General features: G+C 72.0%; 19 protein-coding genes. 12 read left to right on the top strand and 7 right to left on the bottom strand.

Going from position 1 to position 25,569, the window contains the following annotated elements; genetic code table 11:
* Positions 1 to 48 precede the first annotated feature (48 nt).
* Positions 49 to 1,275, bottom strand: coding sequence for an amidohydrolase family protein (locus tag ACWGJY_RS18115; RefSeq protein ID WP_453261793.1), 1,227 nt, complete (start codon positions 1,273 to 1,275; stop codon positions 49 to 51).
* A 256-nt stretch (positions 1,276 to 1,531) separates the two neighbouring features.
* Between ACWGJY_RS18115 and ACWGJY_RS18120 the strand changes: the two genes are divergently transcribed.
* The 5 genes from ACWGJY_RS18120 to ACWGJY_RS18140 all read left to right on the top strand — a co-directional run bounded on the left by ACWGJY_RS18120 (position 1,532) and on the right by ACWGJY_RS18140 (position 8,115).
* Positions 1,532 to 4,465 (top strand): BTAD domain-containing putative transcriptional regulator, encoded by a 2,934-nt coding sequence (locus ACWGJY_RS18120; RefSeq protein WP_453261794.1) that lies wholly within the window; start codon positions 1,532 to 1,534, stop codon positions 4,463 to 4,465.
* 215 nt (positions 4,466 to 4,680) lie between these two features.
* The gene (locus ACWGJY_RS18125; RefSeq protein ID WP_453261795.1) at positions 4,681 to 4,983 is read left to right on the top strand and encodes a hypothetical protein; all 303 of its coding nucleotides are present in this window, start codon (positions 4,681 to 4,683) and stop codon (positions 4,981 to 4,983) included.
* Between the two features lie 246 nt (positions 4,984 to 5,229).
* The gene (locus tag ACWGJY_RS18130; RefSeq protein ID WP_453261796.1) at positions 5,230 to 5,424 is read left to right on the top strand and encodes a hypothetical protein; all 195 of its coding nucleotides are present in this window, start codon (positions 5,230 to 5,232) and stop codon (positions 5,422 to 5,424) included.
* Positions 5,425 to 5,814: 390 nt separating this feature from the next.
* Positions 5,815 to 7,383 carry a class I adenylate-forming enzyme family protein gene (locus tag ACWGJY_RS18135; RefSeq protein WP_453261797.1) on the top strand — a complete coding sequence of 523 codons (1,569 nt, stop codon included), beginning with the start codon at positions 5,815 to 5,817 and terminating at the stop codon, positions 7,381 to 7,383.
* Positions 7,384 to 7,524: 141 nt separating this feature from the next.
* Positions 7,525 to 8,115 carry a TIGR03086 family metal-binding protein gene (locus tag ACWGJY_RS18140; protein WP_453261798.1) on the top strand — a complete coding sequence of 197 codons (591 nt, stop codon included), beginning with the start codon at positions 7,525 to 7,527 and terminating at the stop codon, positions 8,113 to 8,115.
* Positions 8,116 to 8,311: 196 nt separating this feature from the next.
* Here ACWGJY_RS18140 and ACWGJY_RS18145 read toward each other — a convergent pair whose 3' ends face one another.
* The gene (locus ACWGJY_RS18145) at positions 8,312 to 9,949 is read right to left on the bottom strand and encodes a FadD3 family acyl-CoA ligase (protein ID WP_453261799.1); all 1,638 of its coding nucleotides are present in this window, start codon (positions 9,947 to 9,949) and stop codon (positions 8,312 to 8,314) included.
* A 106-nt stretch (positions 9,950 to 10,055) separates the two neighbouring features.
* Here ACWGJY_RS18145 and ACWGJY_RS18150 point away from each other — a divergent pair, with 106 nt between their 5' ends.
* From ACWGJY_RS18150 to ACWGJY_RS18165, 4 genes are all read left to right on the top strand, one after another.
* Positions 10,056 to 11,207 carry a lipid-transfer protein gene (locus tag ACWGJY_RS18150; protein ID WP_453261800.1) on the top strand — a complete coding sequence of 384 codons (1,152 nt, stop codon included), beginning with the start codon at positions 10,056 to 10,058 and terminating at the stop codon, positions 11,205 to 11,207.
* 126 nt (positions 11,208 to 11,333) lie between these two features.
* Positions 11,334 to 11,816, top strand: coding sequence for a Zn-ribbon domain-containing OB-fold protein (locus tag ACWGJY_RS18155; protein ID WP_453261833.1), 483 nt, complete (start codon positions 11,334 to 11,336; stop codon positions 11,814 to 11,816).
* Entirely contained in the window at positions 11,813 to 12,643 is an 831-nt protein-coding gene (locus tag ACWGJY_RS18160; protein WP_453261801.1) for an enoyl-CoA hydratase/isomerase family protein, read from the top strand. Before ACWGJY_RS18155 ends, ACWGJY_RS18160 begins: the two co-directional genes overlap by 4 nt.
* 374 nt (positions 12,644 to 13,017) lie before the next feature.
* Positions 13,018 to 13,986: a hypothetical protein gene (locus ACWGJY_RS18165; RefSeq protein ID WP_453261802.1), complete on the top strand. Its 969-nt coding sequence runs from the start codon at positions 13,018 to 13,020 to the stop codon at positions 13,984 to 13,986.
* A 130-nt stretch (positions 13,987 to 14,116) separates the two neighbouring features.
* Here ACWGJY_RS18165 and ACWGJY_RS18170 read toward each other — a convergent pair whose 3' ends face one another.
* Positions 14,117 to 16,759, bottom strand: a complete 2,643-nt coding sequence (locus ACWGJY_RS18170; RefSeq protein ID WP_453261803.1) for an outer membrane protein assembly factor BamB family protein — start codon at positions 16,757 to 16,759, stop codon at positions 14,117 to 14,119.
* Between the two features lie 930 nt (positions 16,760 to 17,689).
* On the opposite strand from ACWGJY_RS18170, the gene ACWGJY_RS18175 reads away from it, so the two are divergent.
* Positions 17,690 to 18,337, top strand: a complete 648-nt coding sequence (locus tag ACWGJY_RS18175; protein ID WP_453261804.1) for a TetR family transcriptional regulator — start codon at positions 17,690 to 17,692, stop codon at positions 18,335 to 18,337.
* 291 nt (positions 18,338 to 18,628) lie between these two features.
* Here the strand turns inward: ACWGJY_RS18175 and ACWGJY_RS18180 are convergent, their stop codons facing one another.
* Positions 18,629 to 19,099, bottom strand: a complete 471-nt coding sequence (locus tag ACWGJY_RS18180) for a nitroreductase family deazaflavin-dependent oxidoreductase (protein WP_453261805.1) — start codon at positions 19,097 to 19,099, stop codon at positions 18,629 to 18,631.
* Positions 19,099 to 20,652, bottom strand: a complete 1,554-nt coding sequence (locus ACWGJY_RS18185; protein WP_453261806.1) for an acyl-CoA dehydrogenase family protein — start codon at positions 20,650 to 20,652, stop codon at positions 19,099 to 19,101. The genes ACWGJY_RS18180 and ACWGJY_RS18185 overlap by 1 nt, the downstream gene beginning before the upstream one ends.
* 233 nt (positions 20,653 to 20,885) lie before the next feature.
* Here ACWGJY_RS18185 and ACWGJY_RS18190 point away from each other — a divergent pair, with 233 nt between their 5' ends.
* Complete coding sequence (locus ACWGJY_RS18190; protein WP_453261807.1) at positions 20,886 to 22,070, top strand: thiolase C-terminal domain-containing protein; 1,185 nt, start codon at positions 20,886 to 20,888, stop codon at positions 22,068 to 22,070.
* 151 nt (positions 22,071 to 22,221) lie between these two features.
* On the opposite strand, the gene ACWGJY_RS18195 is transcribed toward ACWGJY_RS18190, so the two are convergent.
* Positions 22,222 to 23,418 (bottom strand): macrolide family glycosyltransferase, encoded by a 1,197-nt coding sequence (locus tag ACWGJY_RS18195; RefSeq protein ID WP_453261808.1) that lies wholly within the window; start codon positions 23,416 to 23,418, stop codon positions 22,222 to 22,224.
* Positions 23,419 to 23,732: 314 nt separating this feature from the next.
* On the bottom strand, positions 23,733 to 24,533 hold the full coding sequence (locus tag ACWGJY_RS18200; RefSeq protein ID WP_453261809.1) for a VOC family protein: 801 nt from the start codon (positions 24,531 to 24,533) through the stop codon (positions 23,733 to 23,735).
* Between the two features lie 273 nt (positions 24,534 to 24,806).
* Here ACWGJY_RS18200 and ACWGJY_RS18205 point away from each other — a divergent pair, with 273 nt between their 5' ends.
* The gene (locus ACWGJY_RS18205; protein ID WP_453261810.1) at positions 24,807 to 25,541 is read left to right on the top strand and encodes a pyridoxine/pyridoxamine 5'-phosphate oxidase; all 735 of its coding nucleotides are present in this window, start codon (positions 24,807 to 24,809) and stop codon (positions 25,539 to 25,541) included.
* Positions 25,542 to 25,569: the final 28 nt, after the last annotated feature.

The following is a 25,569-nucleotide window of genomic DNA, read 5'->3' on the forward strand; positions in this document are numbered from 1 at the left end:
GGCGCACCTCCTCCCGCGCCCCTCGGCACTCGGCCGAAGTCCCCCACCTCAGGCCCCCGGCCCCGCCCACAGCCCCTCCCCCGTCAACCCCAGCAACGAAATCGCGTTCCCCCGAACGATCTGTTCCACCACGTCCGGCGCGAGGTGCCCCATCTGGGACTCGCCGACCTCCCGGGACTTGGGCCAGGTCGAGTCCGAGTGCGGGTAGTCGGTCTCGTACAGGACGTTGCCGACGCCGATCGCGTCGAGGTTCCGCAGCCCGAAGGCATCGTCGAAGAAGCAGCCGTAGACGTGCTCGGTGAAGAGTTCGGACGGCGGGCGCAGGACCTTGTCGGCGACGCCGCCCCAGCCGCGGTTCTCCTCCCAGACCACGTTTGCCCGCTCCAGGATGTACGGGATCCAGCCGATCTGGCCCTCGGCGTACATGATCTTCAGGCCGGGGAAGCGGTCGAACGTGCCGCTCATCAGCCAGTCCACCATCGAGAAGCAGCAGTTGGCGAAGGTGATCGTGGAGCCGACGGCGGGCGGGGCATCGGCGGAGGTGGAGGGCATCTTGCTGGAGGAGCCGATGTGCATCGCGATGACCGTGCCGGTCTCGTCGCAGGCGCGCAGGAAGGGGTCCCAGTAGTCCGTGTGGATGCTGGGCAGCCCCAGATACGGCGGGATCTCGCTGAAGCAGACCGCCCGTACGCCACGGGCCGCGTTGCGCCGTACCTCCGCGGCGGCCAGTTCCGCGTCCCACAGGGGGACGAGGGTCAGCGGAATCAGCCGGCCCTGCGCCTGCGGGCCGCACCACTCCTCCACCATCCAGTCGTTGTACGCGCGCACGCCCAGCAGCCCCAGTTCCCGGTCCTTGGCCTCGGTGAAGGTCTGGCCGCAGAAGCGGGGGAAGGTGGGGAAACAGAGGGCGGACTGGACGTGGTTGACGTCCATGTCGGCCAGCCGTTCGGCCACGCTGAACGACCCCGGGCGCATCTGCTCGTAGGTGATGCCTTCGAGCTTGATGTCGTCGCGGGCGTAGCCGACGGCGGTGTCGAGGCGGGTCAGCGGCCGGTGCAGATCTTCGTAGACCCACCAGTCGGCTATCGGCCCGTCGTCCCCCGCGGCGCCCATCTTCGGGGCGAACTTGCCGCCCACGAAGGTCATTTCCTTCAGGGGCGCCCGGACGATGCGCGGGCCGATGTCGTGGTACTTCGACGGAAGCCGGTCCCGCCAGACGTGGGGGGGCTCCACCGTGTGGTCGTCCACCGAGATGATCTTCGGGAAGGTCTCCATGCCGGACACGGTAGCGCTGATCTGACGATCCGTCAGTAATGTGAATTGGTTGGATGGCGACAGGGGGCACACGGAAGGATGACCTCCGCGCCCCCACCGTGCGCCACCCCGCCCCTCGCCCCGGTCGGCCGAGGAGGCTTTGTGCACGGTCCGGACCCCTACTGACGTAAGCGGGCGCGACAAGGCAGACTGACCGTTGCGCACAGCGAGGTAGTGCGCACAGCGCGAACGGACGGCATACGGCAGGGGGGACACCATGGACGACGGTCCGGGGCGGGAGCGGCTCCGCTTCTCCGTGCTCGGTCCGGTACGGGCCTGGCGTGGCGCAACGCCGCTGGCAGCGGGCTCCCCGCAACAGCGTGCGCTGCTCGCCGCACTACTGCTGCGCGGCGGACGTACCGCCACCGCGCCCGAACTCGTCGACGCCTTGTGGGGCGACGACCCGCCGCACGCCGCGCTCGCCGCGCTGCGCACGTACGCATCCCGGCTCCGCAAGGCACTGGGCACGGACGCCGACACTCTGGTGAGTGAGTCCGGTGGCTATGCGCTCCGGCCGGTGGACGGCCATGCCCTGGACCTCGATCACGATCACGCCGAGCAGTACGCCGCCGAGGCGGAGAAGGCCAAGACCGCCGGCGATCGCGTCCGGGCCCGTGAACTCCTGGACAAGGCACTGGCGCTGTGGGAAGGCGAACCGCTCGCCGGGCTGGCCGGCCCGTACGTGGAAACCCAGCGCACCCGGCTCGAGGAGTGGCGGCTCACCCTCGCGGAGGCCCGCCTCGAACTCGTCCTGGAAGCCGGCTGCCACGCCGACGCGGTGTCCGAGCTGACCGCCCTCACCGCCTCCCACCCCCTGCGCGAGCGACTGCGCGAACTGCTCATGCTGGCGCTCTACCGCAGCGGACGGCAGGCCGAGGCGCTCGCGGTGTACGCCGACACCCGCCGGCTGCTCGCGGACGAGCTGGGGGTCGATCCGTGCGCCTCGCTCTCCGACCTGCAGCAGCGGATTCTGCGGGCGGACCCGGATCTGGACGCGCCCGCCGTCAGCTTCGACACGGACCCCACCGGCCCCGCGGTCGTGCGCCCACAGCAGCTGCCGGCCACCGTCGCCGATTTCACCGGCCGTGCCGCCTTCGTCTCCGACCTCGGCGATCAACTCGCCACCGCGGAGGGCAGCGTGATGGCCGTGTCGGCCCTGACCGGCATCGGTGGCGTCGGCAAGACCACCCTCGCCGTCCACGTCGCACACGCCGCCCGCGACAACTTCCCCGACGGGCAGCTCTACGTCGACCTCCAGGGCGCCGGCCACACCCCGTCCGAACCGGTGGCCGTCCTCGGCGCCTTCCTGCGCGCCCTGGGCACGCCGGATGCCTCCATCCCCGACGGCCTGGCGGAGCGTTCCGCCCTATACCGCTCCACCCTCGCCGGCCGGCGCGTACTGGCGCTGCTGGACAACGCCCGGGACGCCTCCCAGGTCCGGCCGCTGCTGCCCGGCACGGAGGGCTGCGCCGCACTGATCACCAGCCGCGCCCGGATGAACGACCTGGCCGGTGCGCACCTCATCGACCTCGATGTGATGAGTCCGGAAGAAGCACTTTCCCTCTTCACCCGCATCGTCGGCGAGGAGCGGGTCACGTCGGAGCGGCAGGCCGCCATGGCCGTCGTCGGGGCCTGCGGCTTCCTGCCGCTGGCCATCCGCATCGCCGCCTCCCGGCTGGCAGCCCGCCGTACGTGGACGGTCTCCATCCTGGCGCGCAAGCTCGCCGACGAGCGCCGGCGCCTGGACGAACTGCGGGCCGGCGACCTCGCCGTAAAGGCGACCTTCGAACTGGGCTACAAACAACTGGAACCCGCGCAGGCCCGTGCCTTCAGGCTGCTGGGTCTGGCAGACGGCCCGGACATCTCGCTTGCCGCGGCCGCCGCCGTACTCGACATGGACATCGAGGACACCGAGGAACTCCTCGAATCCCTCGTGGACACCTCTCTCCTGGAGTCCGCCGCGCCGGGACGCTACCGCTACCACGACCTGGTACGCCTCTATGCACGCGCCTGCGCCGAACGCGACGAACACCCGCCGTCGGAGCGGGATACGGCGACCTCACGGCTGCTGGACTTCTATCTGGCAACCGCAGCATGCATGTATGCGCTTGAGCGTCCGGGTGACCGCTTGATCGACCACATGGAGAGCACCAGCTACCCCGGCCTCGTCTTCGCCCACCGTGCGGCGGCATTGGAGTGGCTGTTCAGCGAGGCCGGGTGCCTGCTCGCCTGCGCACGGCAGTCGAGCAGCCCGGCGACTCTGCGACGGGCCGCCGATCTGTTGCTGCTCACGAAGGACCTGGCCGAGTCCGGCGCCGACGCGCTGCAGTACGAGCAGGCCAATGTCGCGCTGCTGACGGCTGCCCGGGAGGCCGGGGACCAGCACGCGGAAGCGCGTTTCCACCTTGCGCTCACGTATGTCCGAACGTTGTCAGGACGGCTGGACGAGGCCGATGAGAACGCCAAGTCCGCCATGTTGCTCGGACTGGCCTCCGAGGATCCCTACGTATCGTCGTCCGCACCCAACGACCGCGGGATCATTGCCAACGCCCAGCACCGGCATGCTGACGCAGAGGGCTACCTCCGCCAAGCCCTGTCCGCTTTCCGCGACGACAACAACCGGCAGTCCGAGGCCAGCGCGCTGTGCAACCTGTCGCGCGTCCACCTGGATACCGGACGGGTCGACAGCGCCATTGACCTGGCGGAGGAGGGCCTCTCGATATACCGCCAGCTGGGGGCCAAGCGCCGGCTCGCCAACGGAATGTACGCCCTGGCTCTCGCGTACACCCAGGCCATGCGGCTGGAGGAGGCGACCGCGCAACTGACCGCTGCACTCGCCATTTTCAGGGACAGCCGGCAGCGCTTCTGGGAGGGGATGACCAGCTTCCGGCTTGCCGAAGTCGAGCTCGCCGCCCGTCGGCCCGCCACCGCCGCAAACCATGCCGAACAGGCGCTGACCGCGTTGCGGGGCATCGGCGGCGATTCCTGGCGTGCAACGGTTCTGACCACGCTGGGGCGCGCCCTTCACGCACTCGGGCAGACCGGTCGTGCGCGGGTGTGCTGGCAGGAGGCGCTGGCGATTTTCGAGCGCCTGGGGTCCTCCGACGGCCAGGCCGTCCAGGCGCTTCTCTCGCCTACTGCGGTCGCATAATCGCGTCCTCTCGGCGGCCGGCTCCGGCGTTTATCGATCGTTCATCGCCGCGGGCCACTCTTGTCAGTATCGATCCGCCGCCTCGGGGGGCAAGCGGCTCGGTGCCCAGGCCGCGCAGTTATCGTGAGCGGCCATGCTACGCCCGTCCGGCGGCCCACGGGGGAGTCGCCGGCCGGGCGGCCAAGCAGTAAGCGCCCACACAGGAGTTGATCCAAGTGAACGCCGACAACAAGGCCCCTGCTCCAGGGGAACGCGACATCATCAGGCCCCTGGACAACCACCAGCCCATCATCGGAGCCGGCGCCACCACGCAGGTGAAGAAAGCGGAAGACCGGGACGTCATCAGGCCCCTGGACAACCACCAGCCCATCATCGGAGCCGGCGCCACCACGCAGGTGAAGAAGGCGGAAGACCGGGACGTCATCAGGCCGATGGACAATCACCAGCCCATCGCCGCGGCCCTGACCGACGACAATCACCAGCCCAACCCGGGGAACGGCGTTTCACAGAAGGACTGACGCCAGTCCACATACGACTCCGAGTGAGGGCCCGTCAAACCAACGGGGGATGTATTCGGGGGATCGCAGGGGCCGGTTTCGATGGCGTGGAGGGGATGCCATCGAAACCGGTCCCTGCGGCGCTTTTACCTTCAGCGGCAAAACTGGCGATATTCATCCCATTTCCATGATGATCGAACATCTCCCATCAATTGCCGCTAGCTTGTCCTGAGAACAGCACCCCTTCCCGGTCTCCGAGGAGTTGGAATGACCCACACGAAAAAGGCCCTTATTGCCACCGGCTTCGCATTGGTCGCGCTCGGCGCCGCCGCACTGCCCGCCGCGGCCGACAACCACATACCCAGCCCGCCCCACCCCGTAGCGATCCAGGGTCACCTCTCACCCGTGACGCCGCTGGACAATCACGCCCCGGTGGCGTCGTTGGACAACCATCGGCCCTGAACCCGCCACAGAGCACATACGGCATATCGCGCAGTTCCTTGGTCGTTGATACCCGATCCGGGATGTGACATTGAACGGGGGCCGGGCTGACGCTCGGGCCCCGTTTGCCATCGACTCTGCCTCATGAGCCCGCGGCTGCGGATCAGGCGCCTTGCGGCAGATCTCGCATTCCTTCGATTAATGCGGTGAGCGACGACGCCGCCGGGGAACTCCATGACACTTCGTCAGGGAACTTCACGCCCCTGCCGCTGAACGGCACTGTCAAGGTCGCCCCTTCCCGTACGCGCTACCTGACGTCCCGTCAGTTCCGCTGCTACAGTCGCGCCATCCGGCCCCGGCGAGGTCACCGGGGCGGACCACGTTCCGTCCTGCTCACAGCCAGGAGGCGCCGTGTTCGAACCCGCCCGTCCACACACGCTCTGGGAACTGGTCGAGTACCGGGCGCGGGCCTCGCGCGGGGCGCCGATGTTTTTCGACGGGGGCGGGCGGAGCGTCAGCTTTGACGGGGTGCGCGACGCGGCGCTGCGGGTGGCGGCCGGGTTCCGGGAGCTGGGGATCGGGGCGGGGAGCCGGGTGGTCTGGCAGTTGCCGACGCGGATCGGGACGGTGATCGCCTCGCTGGCACTGGCCCGGCTCGGGGCCGTACAGACGCCGGTCATTCCGCTTCACCGGGAGCGCGAAATGGGCTTCATCCTGGCGGAGTCGGCGGCCGAGTTCGTACTCGTACCGGGCCGGTGGCGGGGGTTCGACCACACCGCGATGGTGCGGAAGCTCGCCGGGGACGGGGTGCGGGTGGTCTCGGTGGCGGACGGGCTGCCGGAGGGGGATCCGGGTGCGCTGCCGGCCCCGGCCGGAGCGGGCACGCGGGCCGGCCGGGAGGCCGGCGGCACCACCTGGATCTACTACACCTCCGGCACCACCTCCTCCCCCAAAGGCGTCGAGCACACCGACGCCACACTCCTCGCCGGCGGCATCGGGCTGGCCACCGCGCTCGGGATGTCCGCGGACGACATCGGCTCGATCGCCTTCCCGTACGCGCATATCGCCGGCCCGGACTATGTCATCGCCATGCTGGTCAGCGGGTTTCCCGCGGTCATCCTGGACAGCTTCGAGCCGGGCCGCGCGGCCGCCGTCTACCGGCGGCACGGGGTGACGATGGCCGGTGGCAGCACCGCCTTCTACCAGGCGTTTCTCGATGAGTCGCAGCGCTGTCGGCAGCGGCAGCCGCAGGCCGGGCGGCTGATTCCCTCGCTGCGGCTGCTGTCCGGCGGCGGGGCACCGATGCCACCGGAGCTGTACGCGGCCGCCGGGCGCGAGCTGGGGTGCGCGATCGTGCACGGATACGGCATGACCGAGTGCCCGATGATCACGATGGGCACGCCGTACGACAGCGACGAGCAGCTGTCGCGGACGGTCGGCAAGCCGGTGGCGGGGGCGGAGATACGGATCGCCCGGCCGGACGGGAGCGAGGCCGGAACCGGGGAGTCCGGTGAGGTGACGCTGAAGGGGGCGATGCTCTTCCGGCGGTACACGGACCCGATGCTGACGGCCGGGGCCTTTGCCGCCGACGGTGCCTTCCGCACCGGCGACCTGGGATATCTGCGTCCCGACGGGCATCTGGTGCTGACCGGGCGGCTCAAGGACATCATCATCCGCAAGGGCGAGAACCTCTCCGCGCAGGAGATCGAGGATCTGGTGCACACCCACCCGGCAGTGGCGGAGGCGGCGGTGATCGGGCTGCCGGACCGGGAACGCGGCGAGCGGGTGTGCGCGGTGGTCACGCCCGCCGGTCCGGCCGGGCCGGCGCTGACCCTGGACGTGCTGACCGCGCATCTGCGGGCGGCCGGGCTGATGACGCAGAAGCTGCCGGAGCAATTGGAGATCGTCGGTGAGCTGCCGCGCGGCGGTCCGCTGAACAAGGTGCTCAAGGCGGTGCTGCGGGAGCGGTATACGGAGTAGCCGGGAGCTTTGCGGCGGTGTGGCGATGAGTTCCGGGGGCCGGCGGAGTCTTCACTGGGAGCGCCACCGGATCGGTGCGCGGCACGCATCCGGTGGCACGACCCGGCAGGACGCCCCCGGCAGGACGGAAGGACCCGGACGATGACCGAGACGATCGACTTCGCGGCGCAGGCCCAGCTGGTGTCGCAGCTCGCGGCGCAGACCGCCGAGGAACAGCTCGACGCCCCCACCCCCTGCGAGGCCTATGCGGTGCGCCATCTGCTGGGCCATCTCGTCGGCCTGTCCGCGGCTTTCCAGGAGACGGCGCGCAAGAATCTGGGGCCGATGACGAACGTCGACCCGAATGCGGCGATGCCCGATGTGGAGCCCGGCTGGCGGGCCGTCCTGGACCGGAACCTCCACGGTATGGCGGAGGCCTGGCACGACCCGGCGGCCTGGGAGGGCGAGACGCAGGCGGGCGGCGTGACCCTGCCGGCCGCCATCGCGGGCCGGTTCGCGCTGAACGAGCTGGTGCTGCACGGCTGGGACCTGGCGCGCGCCACCGGCCAGGAGTACGCGCCCGATGCTGCGAGCCTCGGGGTCTCGTATGCGCTGCTCGCGCCGATGGCCGAGGCCCCGGACCGCGTGCCGGTGTTCGGCCCGCCGGTGGCGGTGGGGGCGCAGGCACCGCTTCTCGACCAGGTGGTGGCGCTCAGCGGCCGCCGGCCCGACTGGACGCCGCCGGGGGCGTAGGCGTGGGTGGTGGGGGCGTAGGCGTGGGTGGTGTAGGCGGGGTCGGGGCGTACGCGACGTCTGCGGCATCGGGGCGTGAGCGGCGCAGGCGTACCGGACGGTATTCGCAGCGCCGACAGCACCAGCCCCTCCGGCCCCACCGGCCGCATCAACCCCACCGGCCGCACCGGGCCCCCGGCCGCACCGGCCCCCCGGCTCACAACGGAGCGGAGGCCGAGCTTCCGTTCCGTAACCGGGTCTTGAGGATCTTGCCGCTGGCGTTGCGCGGGAGTTCGGGAACGAAGGCGACCTCCCGTGGGACCTTGTAGTTGGCCATCTCGCGGCGGGCCCAGGCGATCAGATCGTCGGCGGTCAGCAGGGAGCCGGCGCGGCGGACCGCATAGGCCTTGCCGACCTCGCCCAGGCGGGGGTCGGGTATGCCGATGACCGCGACATCGGCGAGGTCCGGGTGGCGGCCGAGGAGTTGCTCTATTTCGGCGGGATAGGCGTTGAAGCCGCCGACGATGAACATGTCCTTGATGCGGTCGGTGATCGTGAGGTTGCCGTCCGCGTCGAGGACACCCACATCGCCGGTGCGCAGCCAGCCGTCGGCGGTGAGCACGCGGGCCGTGCCGGCCGGGTCCTCGAAGTAGCCGGACATCACGTGGTAGCCGCGGACGTGCACCTCACCGGGGGTGCCGGGCGGCAGCGGGCGGTCCGCGGCGTCGACGGTCCGGATCTCGGTGCCGGGCAGGGCCCGGCCCGAGGTCGCAGCGATGACCTCGGGCGGATCGCCGCGACGGCACATCGTGACGACGCCCGAACTCTCGGACAGCCCGTATGCCGTCAGGACGGTGGAGATCTTCAGCTCGCTGCGCAGCCGCTCGACCAGTTCCAGGGGGACCACGGCGGCGCCGGTGACCACCAGACGCAGCGCGGACAGGTCGTGCCGGGCGCGGGCGGGGTGGTCAAGGATCTGCTGATGGAGGGTGGGCGGGCCGGGGAGTACGGAGATCCGCTCGGCGGCGACCTTGGCGAGCGCCGTCTCCACGCTGAAGACCGGCTGCGGAACCATCGTCGCGCCGCGCAGCAGACAGGCGATGATCCCGGCCTTGTAGCCGAAGGTGTGGAAGAACGGGTTGACGATCAGATAGCGGTCGCCCTCCCTGAGGCCGGCCAGTTCGCTCCAGACGTCGTAGGCGCGCAGGGTCTGGGCATGGGTGATCACGGCGCCTTTGGGGTGGCCGGTGGTGCCGGAGGTGAAGATGATGTCCGAAGGGGCGTCGGGGTGCAGGGCATCGGCCCGGCCGCGGACCGTCTCGGGGGCCACCGCAGCGCCGTCGGCGAGGAAGTCCCGCCAGGTGGTGAAGCCGGCGGGGGCGTCGTCGGAGAGCACCACGACCGTTTCCAGCTGCGGCAGTCCGGGCAGCGGGCCACGGCCGGTGCCTTCCCGGGCGGCGCGGCGGAGCGAGGCGACGTAGGACGTACCGAGGAAGGTGCCGGTGACGAAGAGCAGCCTGGCGCGGGTACGGCGCAGGACGTAGGCGGCCTCGGCGCCCTTGAAACGGGTGTTGACGGGGACGAGGACGGCGCCCGCGGTGACGGCCCCGAGGGCGGAGACGATCCAGTCGAGGGTGTTGGGAGCCCAGACCGCGACGCGGTCGCCGGGTACGACCCCGGAGGCAATACAGGCGGCGGCCGCCGCCTCCACCCGCTCGCCGAGCTCGGCGTACGACACCCGGGTCCGGCCCTCGACCACGGCTTCCCGGGAGGCATACCGCCGGGATGCCGCGCGCACCAGCCGGGGGATCGCGCCGTACTCCAGATCCGCCCGCGCCTCCAGGTCGTCGCGCATCGCGTTGCCTCCCGACAAAGAGCCCGTACGCCACTAGCTGACTGTCCGTCAGATTAGCGGTAGCCTCCTCCGCTGTCAGCACTGACGACCGACCGCGGAGGTGGCGATGGGGGCGACCCTCAAGGACGCTACGGCAATAGCGGGCATCGGACAGACCCCGTTCGCCAGACAACTCCCCGAATCCGAGAAGACCCTGGCCTGCCGCGCGATCCTCGCGGCGCTGGACGATGCCGGGATCGCCCCCTCGGAGGTGGACGCCTTCGCCTCCTACACCATGGAGGAGACCGACGAGGTCGAGATAGCCAAGGCCATCGGCGCCGGGGACATCACCCACTTCTCCAAGGTCGGCTACGGAGGCGGCGGTTCCTGTGCGACGGTGGCCCATCTGGCCGCCGCCATCGCCACCGGCCAGGCGGGCGTCGGCGTCGCCTGGCGGTCCCGCAAACGCGGTTCGGGACCGCGGCCCTGGAAGAACACCCAGGTCCAGCTGCCCACCCCGGGGCAGTGGACCCGCCCCTTCGGACTGCTGCGCCCCGCCGACGAGATCGGCATGCTGGCCCGCCGCTATATGCACGAATACGGCGCCACCCGCGACCACCTCTTCAACGTCGCGCTCGCCTGCCGCAACCGCGCCAACCAGAACCCGGCCGCGATCATGTACGACCGCCCGCTGACCCGCGAGATGTATATGACCGCCCGCTGGATCAGTGAGCCGCTCTGCCTCTTCGACAACTGCCTGGAGACCGACGGCGCGCTGGCCTGTGTCGTGGTCCCGGCCGAACGCGCCCGCGACTGCCGGCAACGGCCGGTCTACGTCCACGCCGCCGCCCAGGGCCTGCCCGCCCAGCACCACGGCATGGTCAACTACTGGAACGACGACCCGCTCACCGGCCCCGCCTGGACCGCCGCCCGGCATCTGTGGAAGGGCGCCGACCTCGGACCGCAGGACGTCGACGTGGCACAGATCTATGACGCCTTCACCCCCCTGATCCCCCTCTCGCTGGAGGGCTACGGCTTCTGCGGGCGCGGTGAGGGCGCGGCCTTCACCGAGGGCGGCGCGCTGGAGATCGGCGGCCGGCTCCCCCTCAACACCGGCGGCGGCGGTCTCTCCGAGGCGTACGTACACGGTTTCAACCTGATCACCGAGGGCGTCAAGCAGCTGCGCGGCACCAGCACCGCGCAGGTCCCCGACGCCGCCACCTGCCTGGTCACGGCGGGCGAGGGTGTCCCCACCTCGGCCCTGCTGCTGAGGAGTTGAGGCGCCATGAGCACGCGTGAGTCCGTCGAGTCCGCCGAGTCCGTCGCATCCGCCGAGTCCGTCGCATCCGCTGAGTCCGCCGAGTCCGTCGAGTCCGCTGAGTCCGCTGAGTCCGTTCGCGATGCCATGCCCTCGATCGTGACACCCGCCACTGACAACCGGCCCGACAGCGGCGCCGGCCTGCTGCTTCCCGTCGCCGATGACGACGGGGCTCCCTTCTGGGAGTACGCCGCCAGGGGTGAGCTGCGCATCCAGGCCTGCTCCGGCTGCGACGAACTGCGCTTCCCGCCCCGGCCCTGCTGCCCGCACTGCCAGTCCTTCACCGCGCACTGGCAGCGGATGAGCGGCCGCGGCCGTATCTGGTCCTATGTGCTGCCGCATCCGCCGCTGCTGCCCGCGTACGCCGCTCAGCCCGGCTACAACGCGATCATCGTGGAGCTGGCCGAGGCCCCGCACATCCGCCTCGTCGGCAATCTCGTCACCGGCGCCGACGCCCCGCTCAACTCCGTCGACCCGGCACGGCTGCGCATCGGCGCCCCGGTGAAGGCCGCCTTCCACACCATGCCGGGCGGCGTGACCGTGCCCCGCTGGCTCCTGGAGCGGCCGTGACGGTCCGCACGGAGATCAAGGACGGGGTCGCCCTGGTCACCCTCGACCGGCCCGAGCGGCACAACGCCGTCGACCTGGACACCGCTGCCGAACTCGGCGCCGCCTGGCGGGCGTTCCGCTTCGATACCGCCGTACGGGCCGCGGTGGTCACCGGCGCGGGCGGCCGGGCCTTCTGCACCGGCATCGACCGCTCCGTCGACGTCCCCCAGCCGTCCTCGCCCTACTCCCTCGACGATCCGATGCTCCGCATCGGCCCGAAGGCCAACGATCTGTGGAAGCCGGTGATCGCCGCCGTCGACGGAATGGCCTGCGGCGGCGCCTTCTACCTCCTGGGGGAGGCCGAGTTCCTCATCGCCTCCGAGAACTCCACCTTCTTCGACCCGCACACCACCTACGGGATGGTCAGCGCCTACGAGTCCATCGCCATGGCGCAGCGGATGCCCTACGGGGAGATCGCCCGGCTGGCGCTGATGGGGACGGCGGAGCGGCTGGGCGCGGCCCGCGCGTACGACATCGGCCTGGTCTCCGAGCTGACCGCGCCCGGCGCCGCGGCCGACGTGGCGCTGCGCCGCGCGGCCGTGCTCGCCGCCCAGCCGACCGAGGCGGTCCAGGGCACCGTACGGGCCCTGTGGGCAGCGAAGGAGGCGGCCAGGTCGCAGGCCCTGGCGCACGCCCCGCAGCTGATCGCGCTGGGCAACCTCCCCCCGGACCGCCAGGCCGGGCTGTTCGCCGCCCGTCCGCGGCACGGCGGCCAGAAGGGCGGGCGGCACGGCGGCCAAGAGAGCGGCCAGGACGGCGAACGGGACGGCGGGCCACCGGTCAGATGACCCTTACATCCGCGTCTTGTGCGCCCGGGTGATCTCGCAGGTGTACCAGCACTGCCCGATGGAGGACTGGTTGACGGTGTACTTGGCGGTGTACTTGGCGGTACGTCTCGGTGGCGCCGGGACCGACGGTGATCGAGCGCTCGTGCAGCCCGTAGGCCTTGCCGTCGGCCGGTTCGGCCTTCATCCAGGCCGGCCGAAGGCGCAGCCACCGACCGTGGCGACCGTGGCCAGTGCCAGTCCGGTCGCAACCGCCGCCCTGATACCCGTACGGGGCCCGGCAACGCGTGCGGGCGTACTTCTCTCGCGGGCACAGAGGGTCGGGCGTAGCGTCGGTCACAGAGGATGACCGGACGACTCGAAGCGAGGCGACGCCCGTGGTGCGCAACGTTCTCGGGTCGCTGATCGCCCTCGCCGGAGCGGCGGCCGCCGTCTGGAGCCCCTTCCGTCCCTGGTACGACGGCCGTCACGGCAGCGATGTCCGGATCGAAGACCTCTTCAACGGCATCACCCGGAACGGCGCGGCGCTCTTCGGCTCCGTTCTCCTCCCCATGGCGTTCGCCGCCCTGCTGACCCTGATCGGCGTGGCCCTGCGCTCCCGGGCGCTGATCACCCTCGCGGGCCTGGTGGTGCTCGGTTTCACGATCCTGTGGATGGTCCGACAGGGGCAGGCCGCCAGCGAACTCACCGCCGGTGCCCGCGGCCTGGGGGTGGGCGTGGCCAGCGCCCTCGGCGGCGGCGCACTGCTGCTGCTCGGCGCCCTGATCATGCGCGGCCGCGGCCGGCGGGTCCACGACCGCGGATATGACGAGCGGCGGTACGACGACGGGCGCTACGGGCCCTCGGCGTACGACGACCGCTACGACGCGCGTGCGCCGTACGACCCCTCCACGCCCTACCCGCCGGGGACGCCCGAGCCGTGGGACGCGGGTCGCCCGGGGGCCGAGGAGTGGAACCCGGAGCCGTATTCCACCGGCCCCGCCGGGCCCCCGGCAGGCCCCGCGGCGCCCGGCGGAGCCGACGGCGGCGCCTACGGGCCACGGGAGGACACCCCCACCGCTCCCCTGCCGGTCACCCCGCCACCCCCACCGCCCGCGCAGCAACAGCGGACACAGCCACAACAACAGCCTCAGCAGCCTCAACGACCGCAACAGGCACAGCCGCCACCACCGACCATGCCGGCCCATCAGCAGCCGCCCACCCCGCCGGTCGAGTGGGGCAAGGAGCACCGCCGGCAGCCCCCCACGCAACCGCGGCAACCTCAGCAGCCCCGGCAGCCCGGACAGCCCGGACAACGGCCAGGACAGCCGGAACACCCCGAACAGCCCCCGGAGGACCGGGAGTAGACGGCCGGGCGGATGCGGTCACGTACGGGCGGTCACGTACGGGCGGTCACCTACGGACCGGTCCCATCCGGGCGGTCCCGTACGGGGCGGATACGGGCCGCCGGCCCCCGCCCCCGTCACCGCCGCCGCATCACGACCGCCGCGCCAGCCCCGTCCCCTTGGCCGCGTCCAGCGCGTACACACAGCGGTCCTTGCTGCAGGCGTACACCACTCCGCCGACCGCCACCGGCGAACCGGTGATCTCGCCGCCGGTCGCCAGTTTCCAGCGCAGCTGGCCGCCCATCGCATCGAGCGTGTAGAGGCAGTGGTCGGCCGAGCCGAAATGCACCCGGCCCTCCGCGACGACCGGTGCGCCGATGACCTCCGCACCGGCCTGGAACCGCCAGCGCGGGGTGCCGGTCACCGCGTCGAGTGTGTAGAGCGCCTTGCCGCTGCCCAGGTGGACCGCGCCGTGCGCGACCAGCACCGGTTCGGTGGACTGCCGTGCCTCGGTGGCGATCCGCCAGCGGTCGCGGCCGTCCGCCGGGTCCAGCGCGTAGACCGTGCCGAGGTAGTCCGCCAGGTAGACCCCGCCGCCGGTGACGGCCGGGCCGGGTGCGAAGGCGGGCGGGCTCAGGAACACCGCGGGCGCCTCGAAGTGCCAGCGCACGTCGCCGCGGGCGATGTCGATCGCCAGCACCCGGGGGCCGGCGACGACGTAGACCGCGCCGTCCGACGCGGGCAGCAGCCGCACCGGCACCCCGCCACAGGACGCGGCGTCGCCGACCGGGTACGACCAGCGCTCGGCGCCGGTCCGCGCCTCCAGTGCCTTCAGCCGCGCGTCGGCCCAGACGAACACCGTGCCGTCGTGCACCACGGGCGCGGCCTCGGCGGTCTCGAAGTCGGTCTGGATGCCGCCGGCCTCCCACAGCCGTTCGCCGGTGGCGGCCTCCCACGCCTGGACGCCGCCCCCGCGGGTGCTGGTGACGACGATTCCGCGGTCGACCTTGAGGGCGTAGACCCAGCCCTCGGTGTGCAGCCGCCAGCGCTCGGTGCCGTCGCCGGCGTCCAGCGCGTACAGGCTCGGGCCGTCCGAGGCATGGATCCGGCCGTCGGCGACCGCCATCGCCCAGGCGACGTCACGGGTCTTGAACTGACGGCGCCCGCTGGCCACATCGAGCGCATGCACCTCGAAGGACGTGACATACAGCAGGTCGCCGGCGACGGCGGGGGTGCCCCACACGTCGTTCGACATCCGGAACCGCCAGGGGCGCCAGCGGCCCGGTTCGGCGGACGGTGCCTCGGGCGGCGCGGCCTCGCCGCGGGCCGGGCCCTCCCCGGTCACGGCACCGCCCGGCTGGCCCTGCGGCGGCACACCGGTCACGGGTCCGGTGCCGGGCGGCCGTACCCAGTTCGTCGCGGCACCGGCCTGCCCGCGCGGCTGTGGGTCCCGGAAGTCGGCGCGCGGCCCCGGCCCTATCGGGGCGGCCGAGCCACCGAGGTGTACGGGGCCGGCGGCGCCGTCCGCGGAGACGGCCGACGGGGCGGAGGAGAGCGCGGCGGGGGACGGCGAGGCGGCGGGCGGCGCCGCGGAGACCGGGGTCGCCCGAGCCGCCGAGGCGTCCGGGCCGAGCGCCGCGGGCTGCGGCATCGGGCCGGGGTGGGCACCGCGCGGGTCGCCGCCGCGGTGCGCGCCGGGGCCGGCACCGAGCCGGCCGGGCCAGCCGGACTCCGCACCGGCCGGTGGGCTCTCCGGCCGCGGCGGCGCCTGGACGGGCTGCGCCGCGGGCATCGGCGGCGCCATGGGCGGGGACGGCGGCACGGCGGGTGCCGCACGGCCGGCGCCGCGCCCGGAGCCGGCCCGCTGGCTGTTGTTCGACACGGTGGCGCGGCCGCCGCGCCGGCCCTCGATGAGCGCCACCGCGCCGGGCGGCAGCCAGGCCGAAGCGGTACCGCTGTCGTCGCTGCCGGAGCCGAAGAGATGCGGCGCGAGCTGGGACTGCAGATCGGCGGGGGACGGCCGCTGGCCGGCCTCCATCTGCATACAGGACTCCAGGAGCGGACGCAGCTCGTCCGGCAGTCCGGCCAGGTCGGGTCCCTCACGCAGCAGCATGAAGACGGTCTCGACGGGGTTGGCGCCATGGAACGGCGCATGGCCGGTGGCGGCGAAGACCAGCGTCGAGCCGAGGGAGAAGACATCGCTTGCGCCCGTCACACTGCGTGAGTCGCGGGCCTGCTCGGGCGACATGTAAGCGGGGGTGCCGACGGCGACGTTGGTCATCGTCAGGCGGGTGTTGGACACCCCGGAGGCGATACCGAAGTCGATCACCCGGGGGCCGTCCTCGACGACCAGCACATTCGACGGCTTCAGATCACGGTGCACCAGGCCCGCGCCGTGGATGGACTGCAGCGCCTCGGCGATCCCGGCCGCCAGCCAGCGCACCGCCTGGGCCGGCAGCGGCCCGCACTCATTGACTATTTCCTCGAGGGAGGGTGCGGGGACGTAGGCCGTCGCGAGCCAGGGCACCGCGGCGCGCGGATCGGCGTCCACCACCGCGGCCGTGTAGAAGCCGCTGACCGCGCGGGCCGCCTCGACCTCGCGCGTGAAGCGGACCCGGAACAGCTGGTCCTCGGCGAGCTCGGTACGCACCGTCTTGATCGCCACGCGCCGGCCGGACGCCGAGCGCGCCAGATAGACCAGTCCCATGCCGCCGGCCCCGAGACGGCCGAGCACCTCGAACGGGCCGATCCGCCGGGGATCGTGCTGCGTCAGCTGCGTCAGCTGCTCCACCACTTGCCTGCCACCTCCCCGTGGGGCGTAAAAAGAGACTCTCACTAGCCACGAGCCGCCGAGAGCCACTGCCCCGTGCAGCGTCTCACCGCCTGGCCGAAACGGCCGTACGCGTGCTGATTGTTCCTGGCCGGGCCGACGGTTGCGAACCCGGGGCCTGCCCGTCGTGTCACGGCATACCCCCCGTAACCCGCACCGGGCCCGTTACCCGACGTAACCCAACCACGTCTGACGTGCTGCGATACGTCCCCTGACAGGCGTTCGCCGAGTGGGTTACCGGCGGGTTGCGGATCTCCCGCGCGTGGCACCGCCCGAAATACGGACGTTCACCACTCCGTTTGACGGGCGCACGAAGAGAACGGTTCGCTCTCCCGGACGTCCGGCGGCCGCGGTGGCCAAAACCATGCTGTTCCCCCTGCTGTGCGCACCCATCCCCCACCGGTCATGCCATCCCCGTTGTCGCTCCCGTTCCCACGGCCCAATTCTGCGCGTTCGAAGGTCATTTCGGCGCCAGGACACCAGGCGTGGCGCCTTGCGGGACATCCGGGCAGGCCGGAACACCGACCGCCGCGGCGGCCAGATGTCCAAGCTAGCGCCGGTTCGTACGGTTCGCCCCTCGAACGCTCGCACACATGATCGATTCCTATACGGCGCACAGGATGCAGCAAGGAAGGGCCGAGGAAAGTGCCGATGTTCAACTGACGGCCATCACTGTGCACTTGCCGCACGGACGGCGACCACTTATCCACCAAAGTTGTCCACAGCCTGTTGATAACGCTATTCACTGGTTCGGACCAAGCGGCGTTGGGCGAACCGCGGCCGCGGGCGGACCCGCCACCGGCATGGTCAGGGGTGCCACCGGCCCCGAACTCCCCCATCCCCATTTGCAGGCAGCCAAATAGCGCTCCGATCACCCCTCGGTAAGCTGACGGCATGACAGGACAAGTTCGAACCGTCGACGGCAGAGTTGCCGGCCGCCGCGGACAGGCGACGCGGCAAAAGCTTCTCGACTGCCTCAGCGAAATGCTCAGTTCGTCCCCCTATCGGGACGTCAAGGTCATCGATGTAGCCCGAAAAGCGGGGACTTCACCCGCAACGTTCTATCAGTACTTCCCGGACGTCGAGGGTGCCGTCCTCGAAATCGCCGAGGAGATGGCCAAAGAAGGCGCCACTCTGACCGATCTTGTCGCCGGACGCTCCTGGGTGGGCAAATCCGCCTGGCAGGCGGCAGAAGATCTGGTCGAGGGCTTCCTCTCCTTCTGGCGCAAGCACGACGCGATTCTGCGCGTGATCGACCTGGGCGCGGCCGAGGGCGACAAGCGGTTCTACAAGATCCGCATGAAGATCCTTAATGCCGTCACCAACTCCCTTACCGATTCGATCAAGGAATTGCAGAGCAAGGGCAAGGTCGACAAGGACATGAGTGCGCCCGCGATGGCCGGCTCGCTCGTCGCGATGCTGGCGGCCGTCGCCGGGCACCAGAAGGGCTTCCAGAGCTGGGGCGTCAAGCAGGCCGAGCTCAAGCCGACTCTGGCACTGCTGGTGCATCTCGGCGTCACCGCCAAGAAGCCGACCAAATAGCGAGGCAACCGAGAGAGCAGCCGAGGAAGCGGCCGGAGAAACAGCCGCGCCTCGAAGTCCCGGCACTCCCGGAATGATTCGCCATCGGTGCTGTATCCGTCCTGCCATAGCTGTACAGCACACACAGCGGGCGCCGCGCGGCCCCTCGGGGGTTCGCCGTGGCGCCCGCTGTGCACATGGCGAACGGGCCGGGCAACGGGCCGGGCAGGGGCGAAGCCCCCGTGCCGCACGGCCGGCTCACCGCCGCTCCAGGCCGGCTCACCGCCGCTCACCGCCGCTGCCCAGGCCGGCTCACCGCCGCTCCAGCCGGAACAGCCGGATCTCCCGCGATACCCGCGCCTGGTACGCGGCGTACGGCGGCCAGAACGCCAGCGCCGTCCGCCATGCCCGCGCCCGCTCCTCACCGGTGAGCAGCCGGGCCCGCACCGGAATGTCACGGCCTCGCCAACTCACCTCGGCATCCGGGTTCTTGAGGAGATTCGTGGTCCAGGCCGGATGCCCCGGCCGCCCGAAATTGCTGCCGATCAGCAGCCGGCCGCCGTCCTCCGCCGGCAGGCACGCCAGCGGCGTCCGCCGCGGCAGCCCGCTCCTGGCCCCGGTCGCAGTCAGGATCACCCCGGGCAGCATCCGCGTGCTGAGCAGCACCTTTCCGCGGGTCACCCGGTGCACCGTGCGGTCCAGCACGGGGATGAGGTGCGGCGCGATCCGGGCGAACGCACGGGTCGCGGAGACCTTCTGGAGCAGCCGCTCACCCGGCGGCATCAGGCCTCCACCGCCTCCGGCGTACGGCCTCCGGCGGGCTCCCCGCCTGCCGCATCCGCGCGTGGGGGAGCCGCCCCGGGCGCGGGAGCCACCCCGGGCGCGGGAGCCGCCCGGCGTGCGGGAGCTGCCCCGCTTCCGCCCGCCTCCCTGCCACCGCCGGGTGTCCCGGTCCCGTCCGCCTCCCCCACCGCACCCGCGAACAGCCCGGCCTCCTCGGCGGCCCGCGCCCGCAGCCGGTGTACGGGGCCCAGCAGCAGTTCGTCACAGGCGGCGCGCTTGAAGTACAGATGGGCCTCGTGCTCCCAGGTGAAGCCGATGCCACCGTGCAGCTGCACCGCCTCGGCCGCCACCGCACGCAGCGTCTCCAGCGCCTGCGCCAGCGCCAGCGCGCCCACGCCGGGTGCGTCCGCGGCGTACGGACCCGTGGGGTGCGGCCCCGCGGCGCCCCGGGCCCCGGACCATCCGCCGCCCGCCGCCCATGCCGCGTAGTACGCCGCCGAGCGCGCCGCCTGCACCGTCACATACAGATCGGCGAGCCGGTGCTGGACCGCCTGGAAGGAGCCGATGGGCCGGCCGAACTGTTCGCGCTCCCGGACGTAGGCGACGGTCCGGGCCAGCGCCGTGTCCGCCGCCCCGACCGCCTCGGCGGCCAGCGCCGCGGCCGCCGTGACCCCGGTCGCGGCGAGGGCCCCGGCCACCGCCGTCTCGTCACCGTCCCCCTCCCCCAGCAACTCGGCCGGGACCTCGCGCAGTTCGAGTCGCGCCTGCGGACGGGTCTCGTCCAGCGCGGTCTGCCGGGTCCGCAGCAGACCGGGCACGCCGGGCCTTGCACCGCGCCGGGCATCCGGTCCGTCCGCCACCGGGCCGGGTGCCGCGGCCGGGCCGGGTGCCGCCGCCGGGCCGGGTGCCGACGCCAGGCCGGGCGCCGACGCCAGGCCGGGCGCCGACGCCCGTACGAGGAAGAGCAGAGTACGGCTGCGCGCGAACCCGCCGGTGTGCGCGGCCACCACCAGCACGTCCGCGGTGTGCCCGTTCAGCACCTGCCCGGCCTCCCCGTACAGCTGCCATGTTCCGTCCCGCATCCGCGCCTGGATGCCGCCGGCCCGGCCGCCGCCCGCCCAGTCGCCGTCGTTCGGCCCGGTCAGGGCGAGTGCGGTGGCGAGCTGCCCGCCCGGTACGGCGAGCGTTCCGGTCAGCCCTCCGGTGGCGAGGGCCGGCAGCAGTGCGGTGCGCTGGCGTTCGCTGCCCAGCGCGAGGATCAGCGGCGCGGCCAGCGCTGCGGTGGCGATCAGCGGGGAGGGCAGTACGGCGCGGCCGGTTTCCTCGCAGGCCAGCGCGAGTTCGGTGGGTCCACAGCCCACACCGCCGTATGCGGTGGGCAGCGCCAGGCCGGGCAGGCCGAGCTGGGCGGCGAGCTGCTGCCACAGGTGCTCGTCGTACCCGGGTGGGGTGCGTACGGCCGCCTTGACCTCGTCCGGACCACAGCGTTTGAGCAGCAGTTCGCGCAGCGTGCGGCGGATTTCGTGCTGCTCCTCGGTGAACGCGGCATCCATCGGCGGGCTCCTCACGGCCGTGCGACAACGCCCGTCCGGTCCGACGGGCCCCGCAACCGATCTGACGGGCCGTCATAGTAGGGACGGGGGGTGCACTTTCCTAGGCGTGTTCGCAAAGTCGCGGGGAGGAGCGGACCTCCCGCCCGGTCGGCCCCGCCCTGCCCCGCCCGCCCGGCCCGGCCCGGCTCGCCCTACCCTGCCCACCCCCGACAATCTGATGTACCGTCAGATTCATGACTCCAGGGACCCCTTACGGGAATCGCAAGGTCGCCGTCGCCGGAGTGGCCCTGTCCGACTGCGGCCGCGTGGACGAGGCCACCCCGTACGCCCTGCATGCCCAGGCCGCCCGCCGGGCCCTCGCCGACAGCGGGCTGGACCGTTCGGTGATCGACGGCTTCGCCTCGGCCGGCCTGGGCACTCTCGCCCCCGTCGAGGTCGCCGAATATCTGGGACTGCACCCCACCTGGGTCGACTCGACCTCGGTCGGCGGCGCCACCTGGGAGGTCCTGGCCGCGCACGCCGCCGACGCGATCGCCGCCGGACATGCCAACGCCGTACTCCTCGTCTACGGTTCCACTGCCCGTGCCGACATCAAGGCCGGGCGGCGCACGGCGAATCTCTCCTTCGGGGCCCGCGGCCCGCTCCAGTTCGAGGCCCCCTACGGGCACACCCTGATCGCCAAGTACGCCATGGCCGCCCGGCGCCATATGCACCAGTACGGCACCACACTGGAGCAGCTGGCCCAGATAGCGGTCCAGGCGCGCGCCAACGCGGCCACCAACCCGGACGCCATGTACCGCGACCCCATCACCGTCGACGAGGTGCTCTCCGGCCCGCTGATCGCCGACCCGTTCACCAAGCTGCACTGCTGCATCCGCTCCGACGGCGGCTGCGCGGTCCTGCTCGTCGCCGAGGACTACGTCCGGGACCTCGCCAAGTCCCCGGTATGGGTGCTCGGTTCCGGCACGTCGGTCTCGCACACCACCATGTCGGAGTGGGACGACTTCACCGTCTCGCCCGCGGCGGTCTCCGGGCGGCTGGCCTTCGCCCGCGCCGGTGTCCGCCCCGACGAGATCGACCTCGCCGAACTCTACGACGCCTTCACCTATATGACCCTGGTGACGCTGGAGGACCTGGGCTTCTGCGCCAAGGGCGAGGGCGGTGCGTTCGTCGAGAAGGGGCGGCTGCTGCGGGACGGGGAGTTGCCGGTCAACACCGACGGGGGTGGACTGGCCGCCTGCCATCCCGGTATGCGCGGCCTGTTCCTGCTGGTCGAGGCGGTACGCCAGCTCCGCGGCGAGGCCGGCCCGGACCGCCAGGTACGCAAACCCGGCGGCGCACTGCCCCAGCTCGCGGTCGCCTCGGGCACGGGCGGCTGGTTCTGCTCCTCGGGGACGGTGGTGTTGGGGCGGGGGTGAGGGGCCGGGGGTGAGGGCCGGGCCCGTAGGGGGTAACCCGAACCGGGGCCGGCCGGGGAGGCGGACCGGGGGCCGACCCCGCACGTCTACGTACGAGGCCGGCCCCCGGGGCGTCAGCTCGACCGCTCCAACCGCACCCCGGTCAGGGGCGTCAGCTCGACCGCTCCAACCGCTCCTCGATCAGATCCGCGGCCCGGCGGGCGCCCCCCTGGGCGCGGGTCTCGGCCTGTAGCCCGGCCGAACGCACGGCGACCTGCGGATCGGCGGTGAGTTCCGCCAGCGCGCCGCGCAATGCCTCCGCCGTGGCATCCGCGGTGTCGATGCGGCGGGCGACCCCCAGCTCGGCCAGCCGGTCGGCGTTGAGGAACTGCTCGGCGCCCTGCGGGACGGCGATCATCGGCACACCGGCGTACAGCCCTTCGCTGCTGCTGCCCATCCCGGCATGCGTCACAAAGGCATCCGCCTGCTCCAGCACCGCCAACTGCGGTACCCATGAGCGCACTTCGATGTTCCCGGGGATCCGGTCCCCCAGTTCGGCCGGATCGGTGTATTTGCCGATCTGCAGCACCACGTGCCACCCCGGCAGGTCCCCGAACGCCGCCACGCACTGCCGGTAGAACTCCGGCTGCCGCGTGTACGCCGAGCCCAGCGACACCAGCAGCACCTTCTCCGCGCCGGCCGGCCGCGTCCAGCCGCCCTGCTCCGCACGGCTGCCGAGGCACGGCCCGACGAAGGTCACCGCATCGGCATCGACCCGGTCGGCATGCGGCTGCATGGCGCGCGGGATCATCGCCAGCGCCCGGCGCGGACGGCCGGCGAACTCGTCCACCGTGGTGGTGACCGCACCGCACCGGTCCAGCCACGCGGCGAATCGCGCGTGGTAGTCAGCCGCCCCCGGCAGCCCGGCGAACCACGCACCGACCTCCTCCTGGGCCCCCTCCCAGCCCACATAGGTCGGTGACAGCTGGACGAGGTCGCGGCCCTGCGCCTCGGCCAGCGCACGGGCGGAGTAGGAGGCGACGTCGTACAGATAGAGATCGGCGGGGTCGTCGTCGTACGCGGTGTGCAGCTGCGGCAGCACCGCGATCGCCTCGTCGAGGAAGAGCGCGGAGGCGGCGACGGGATCCTGCGGCCAGTCGTTGTCGATGACCGGCAGGGTGGTGGTGTAGCGGACGAACTCGGCGCCGGTGGGGGCGATCAGCTCGGCCGCATGACCGGCGTTGGCATACGTCACACGATGGCCGCGGGCCACCAGTTCACGGATGATCTCCAGGCTGGGCAGCACATGACTGACCATGGGCGTGCCGACCATGGCGATATGGGCGGACGCAGAGGCAGAACGACGCATAGGACCAGGACTTCCTTCCTACAGAGCTACGGAACGGGAACACGGAAGCCCGACGGCCCAGGCGGTACCGCGCGACACCGGCAACGAAGCCGGCCGCGCCGCGGGCGCGCCTGGGTGCGGGCGGGGCGGTGGACCGCCCTCGGCCGTGTCAGCCGTAGATCTGGAGGAAGTGCATGGGGGAAGCGTAAGCCGGGCCCTGGGGCGGGGCGAATGAATTTCCGCGGCGGGGGCGGCGGGGGCGGCGGGGTGAGTGGCTCTCCGCGGCGGGGGGCGGCCCGGCGAGGACGGCGCGGCAAAAACGGCGGCGGGGGCGGCTAGCTGTCGGACGGTCCCTGACCGGCCGGCGTCGGGCGCGGGCGGGTGATGACGCTGAACGCCGTCCCGAAGGGATCGGTGATCGCGGCCATCCGGCCGTAGGGGGCGTCCTCGGGGGTGGCGGCGGTACCGCCCGCGGCGATGGCGCGGGCGGCCAGCTCGTCGGTGTCCGCGACCTCGAACACGGTCTGCCAACGGGACGCGGTGGCCGCCGGCTCGCCGAAGATGCCGCCGACCTCATGGCCGTCGGGGCGGCGCAAGAAGGTGAAGTCGAAGCCGGGGAGGTCGTCGTTGCCGTCGAGCGTGAAGTCGAAGACGGTGGCGTAGAAGCGGCGGGCGGGGCCGGGGTCCGGGGACGCGAGGTCGTTGCGGACCAGTGTGCCGGGCTCGTTGACCAGCTCACAGCCCGGCAGCGTCCTTCCCTGCCAGAGACTGAAACGGGCGCCGACGGGGTCCGCCACGACGGCCGTACGGCCCAGGTCCGCCACGTCCGTCGGCGGCGCGAGCACCGTCCCGCCGCTGACGACGATCCGCTCGGCCGTACCGTCGCAGTCGTCCGTGGCGAGGTGGACATGCCACCAGGACTCCCCTTCGGCGTCGGTGGCGGAGACGGGACGCAGCGCCGCCACCCGCCGTCCGCGCAGCAGACACAGGGTGAAGGGGCCGGTCGCCGCCGACCGCTCCTCGTACTCCCAGCCGAACAGTGCGCGGTAGAACTCCATGGCACGGTCGAGGTCGGGGACCCCGAGGTCGATCCATGTCGGCGTGCCGAGCGGCTGGTTGCTGCTGACGTTGCTCACTTCTGCTCCTTCGCGGTGATGACTCCGTCAAGGGCGACGCTAGTGAGGGTCAAGGTCAGGAACTATCCTATTTGGGCGGAACTATTTGGGCTGGCCTACTTGGGCTGGCCTGCTTGAGCCGTCCTGCTTGGGCGCCTCGGCGGCGAATCGGGCAACGAGCAGGGTGATCCGCATGATCCGCTGTTCCTGGTGGCCGTCGCCGGCCGCACACCGCACACACCACCTACGCCGCACGCACCACCTACGCCGCACACCCCACGTACGCTGCGTGACATGACTGATCACGCCGGGCACGAGGGCCCGCCGGACGCCGCCCCCGCCGGCGCCGCGGCACACCACTCCGACACTGCGGACGCCCAGGCGTTCCGTGAGCTGCTGCGCGGGCTGCGGGTCTGGGACGTCGAACTGCCGCGGTTCGACCCGGCAGCGGCCCCGGACGAACCGCTGCCGCTGTTCCGGCAGTGGTTGCGGGCGGCCGCCGAGGCCGGTGTCCCCGAGCCGCACACCATGACACTCGCCACGGCGGACGCGGCCGGTGCCCCCTCCGTACGGACCCTGATGCTGCACGACGCCGATGAGCGCGGCTGGCACTTCGCCTCGCACCACGGCAGCCGTAAGGGCCGCGAGCTGGCCGAGCGGCCACGGGCGGCGCTGGGCTTCTACTGGGCGGGCGTCGGCCGCCAGGTGCGGGTCCGGGGGACGGTGGCCGCGGCGGGGCCCGAGGAGAGCGCGGCCGATCTGCACCGCCGTTCCACGGGCGCGCTGGCCGCGGCACTGGTCGGCCGGCAGAGCGAGGTGCTCGGCTCGTCCTCGGAACTGGCGCGCGCCTCGGACGCCGCCTGGGAGCGCGCCCGGCGCGAGCCACAGGCCCCGGTGCCGAGCTGGACGCTGTACGTGCTGCGCGCCGACGAGGTCGAGTTCTTCCAGGGGGATGCGCGGCGCCGACACGTACGTCTCAACTACCGTTGCGAAGGCGGACGTTGGGTGAAGGAACTGCTCTGGCCGTGAGTCGCTGAGCCGGTCCGTGAGCTGCGGA

The sequence above is a fragment of the Streptomyces sp. NPDC054765 genome, assembly GCF_053612065.1.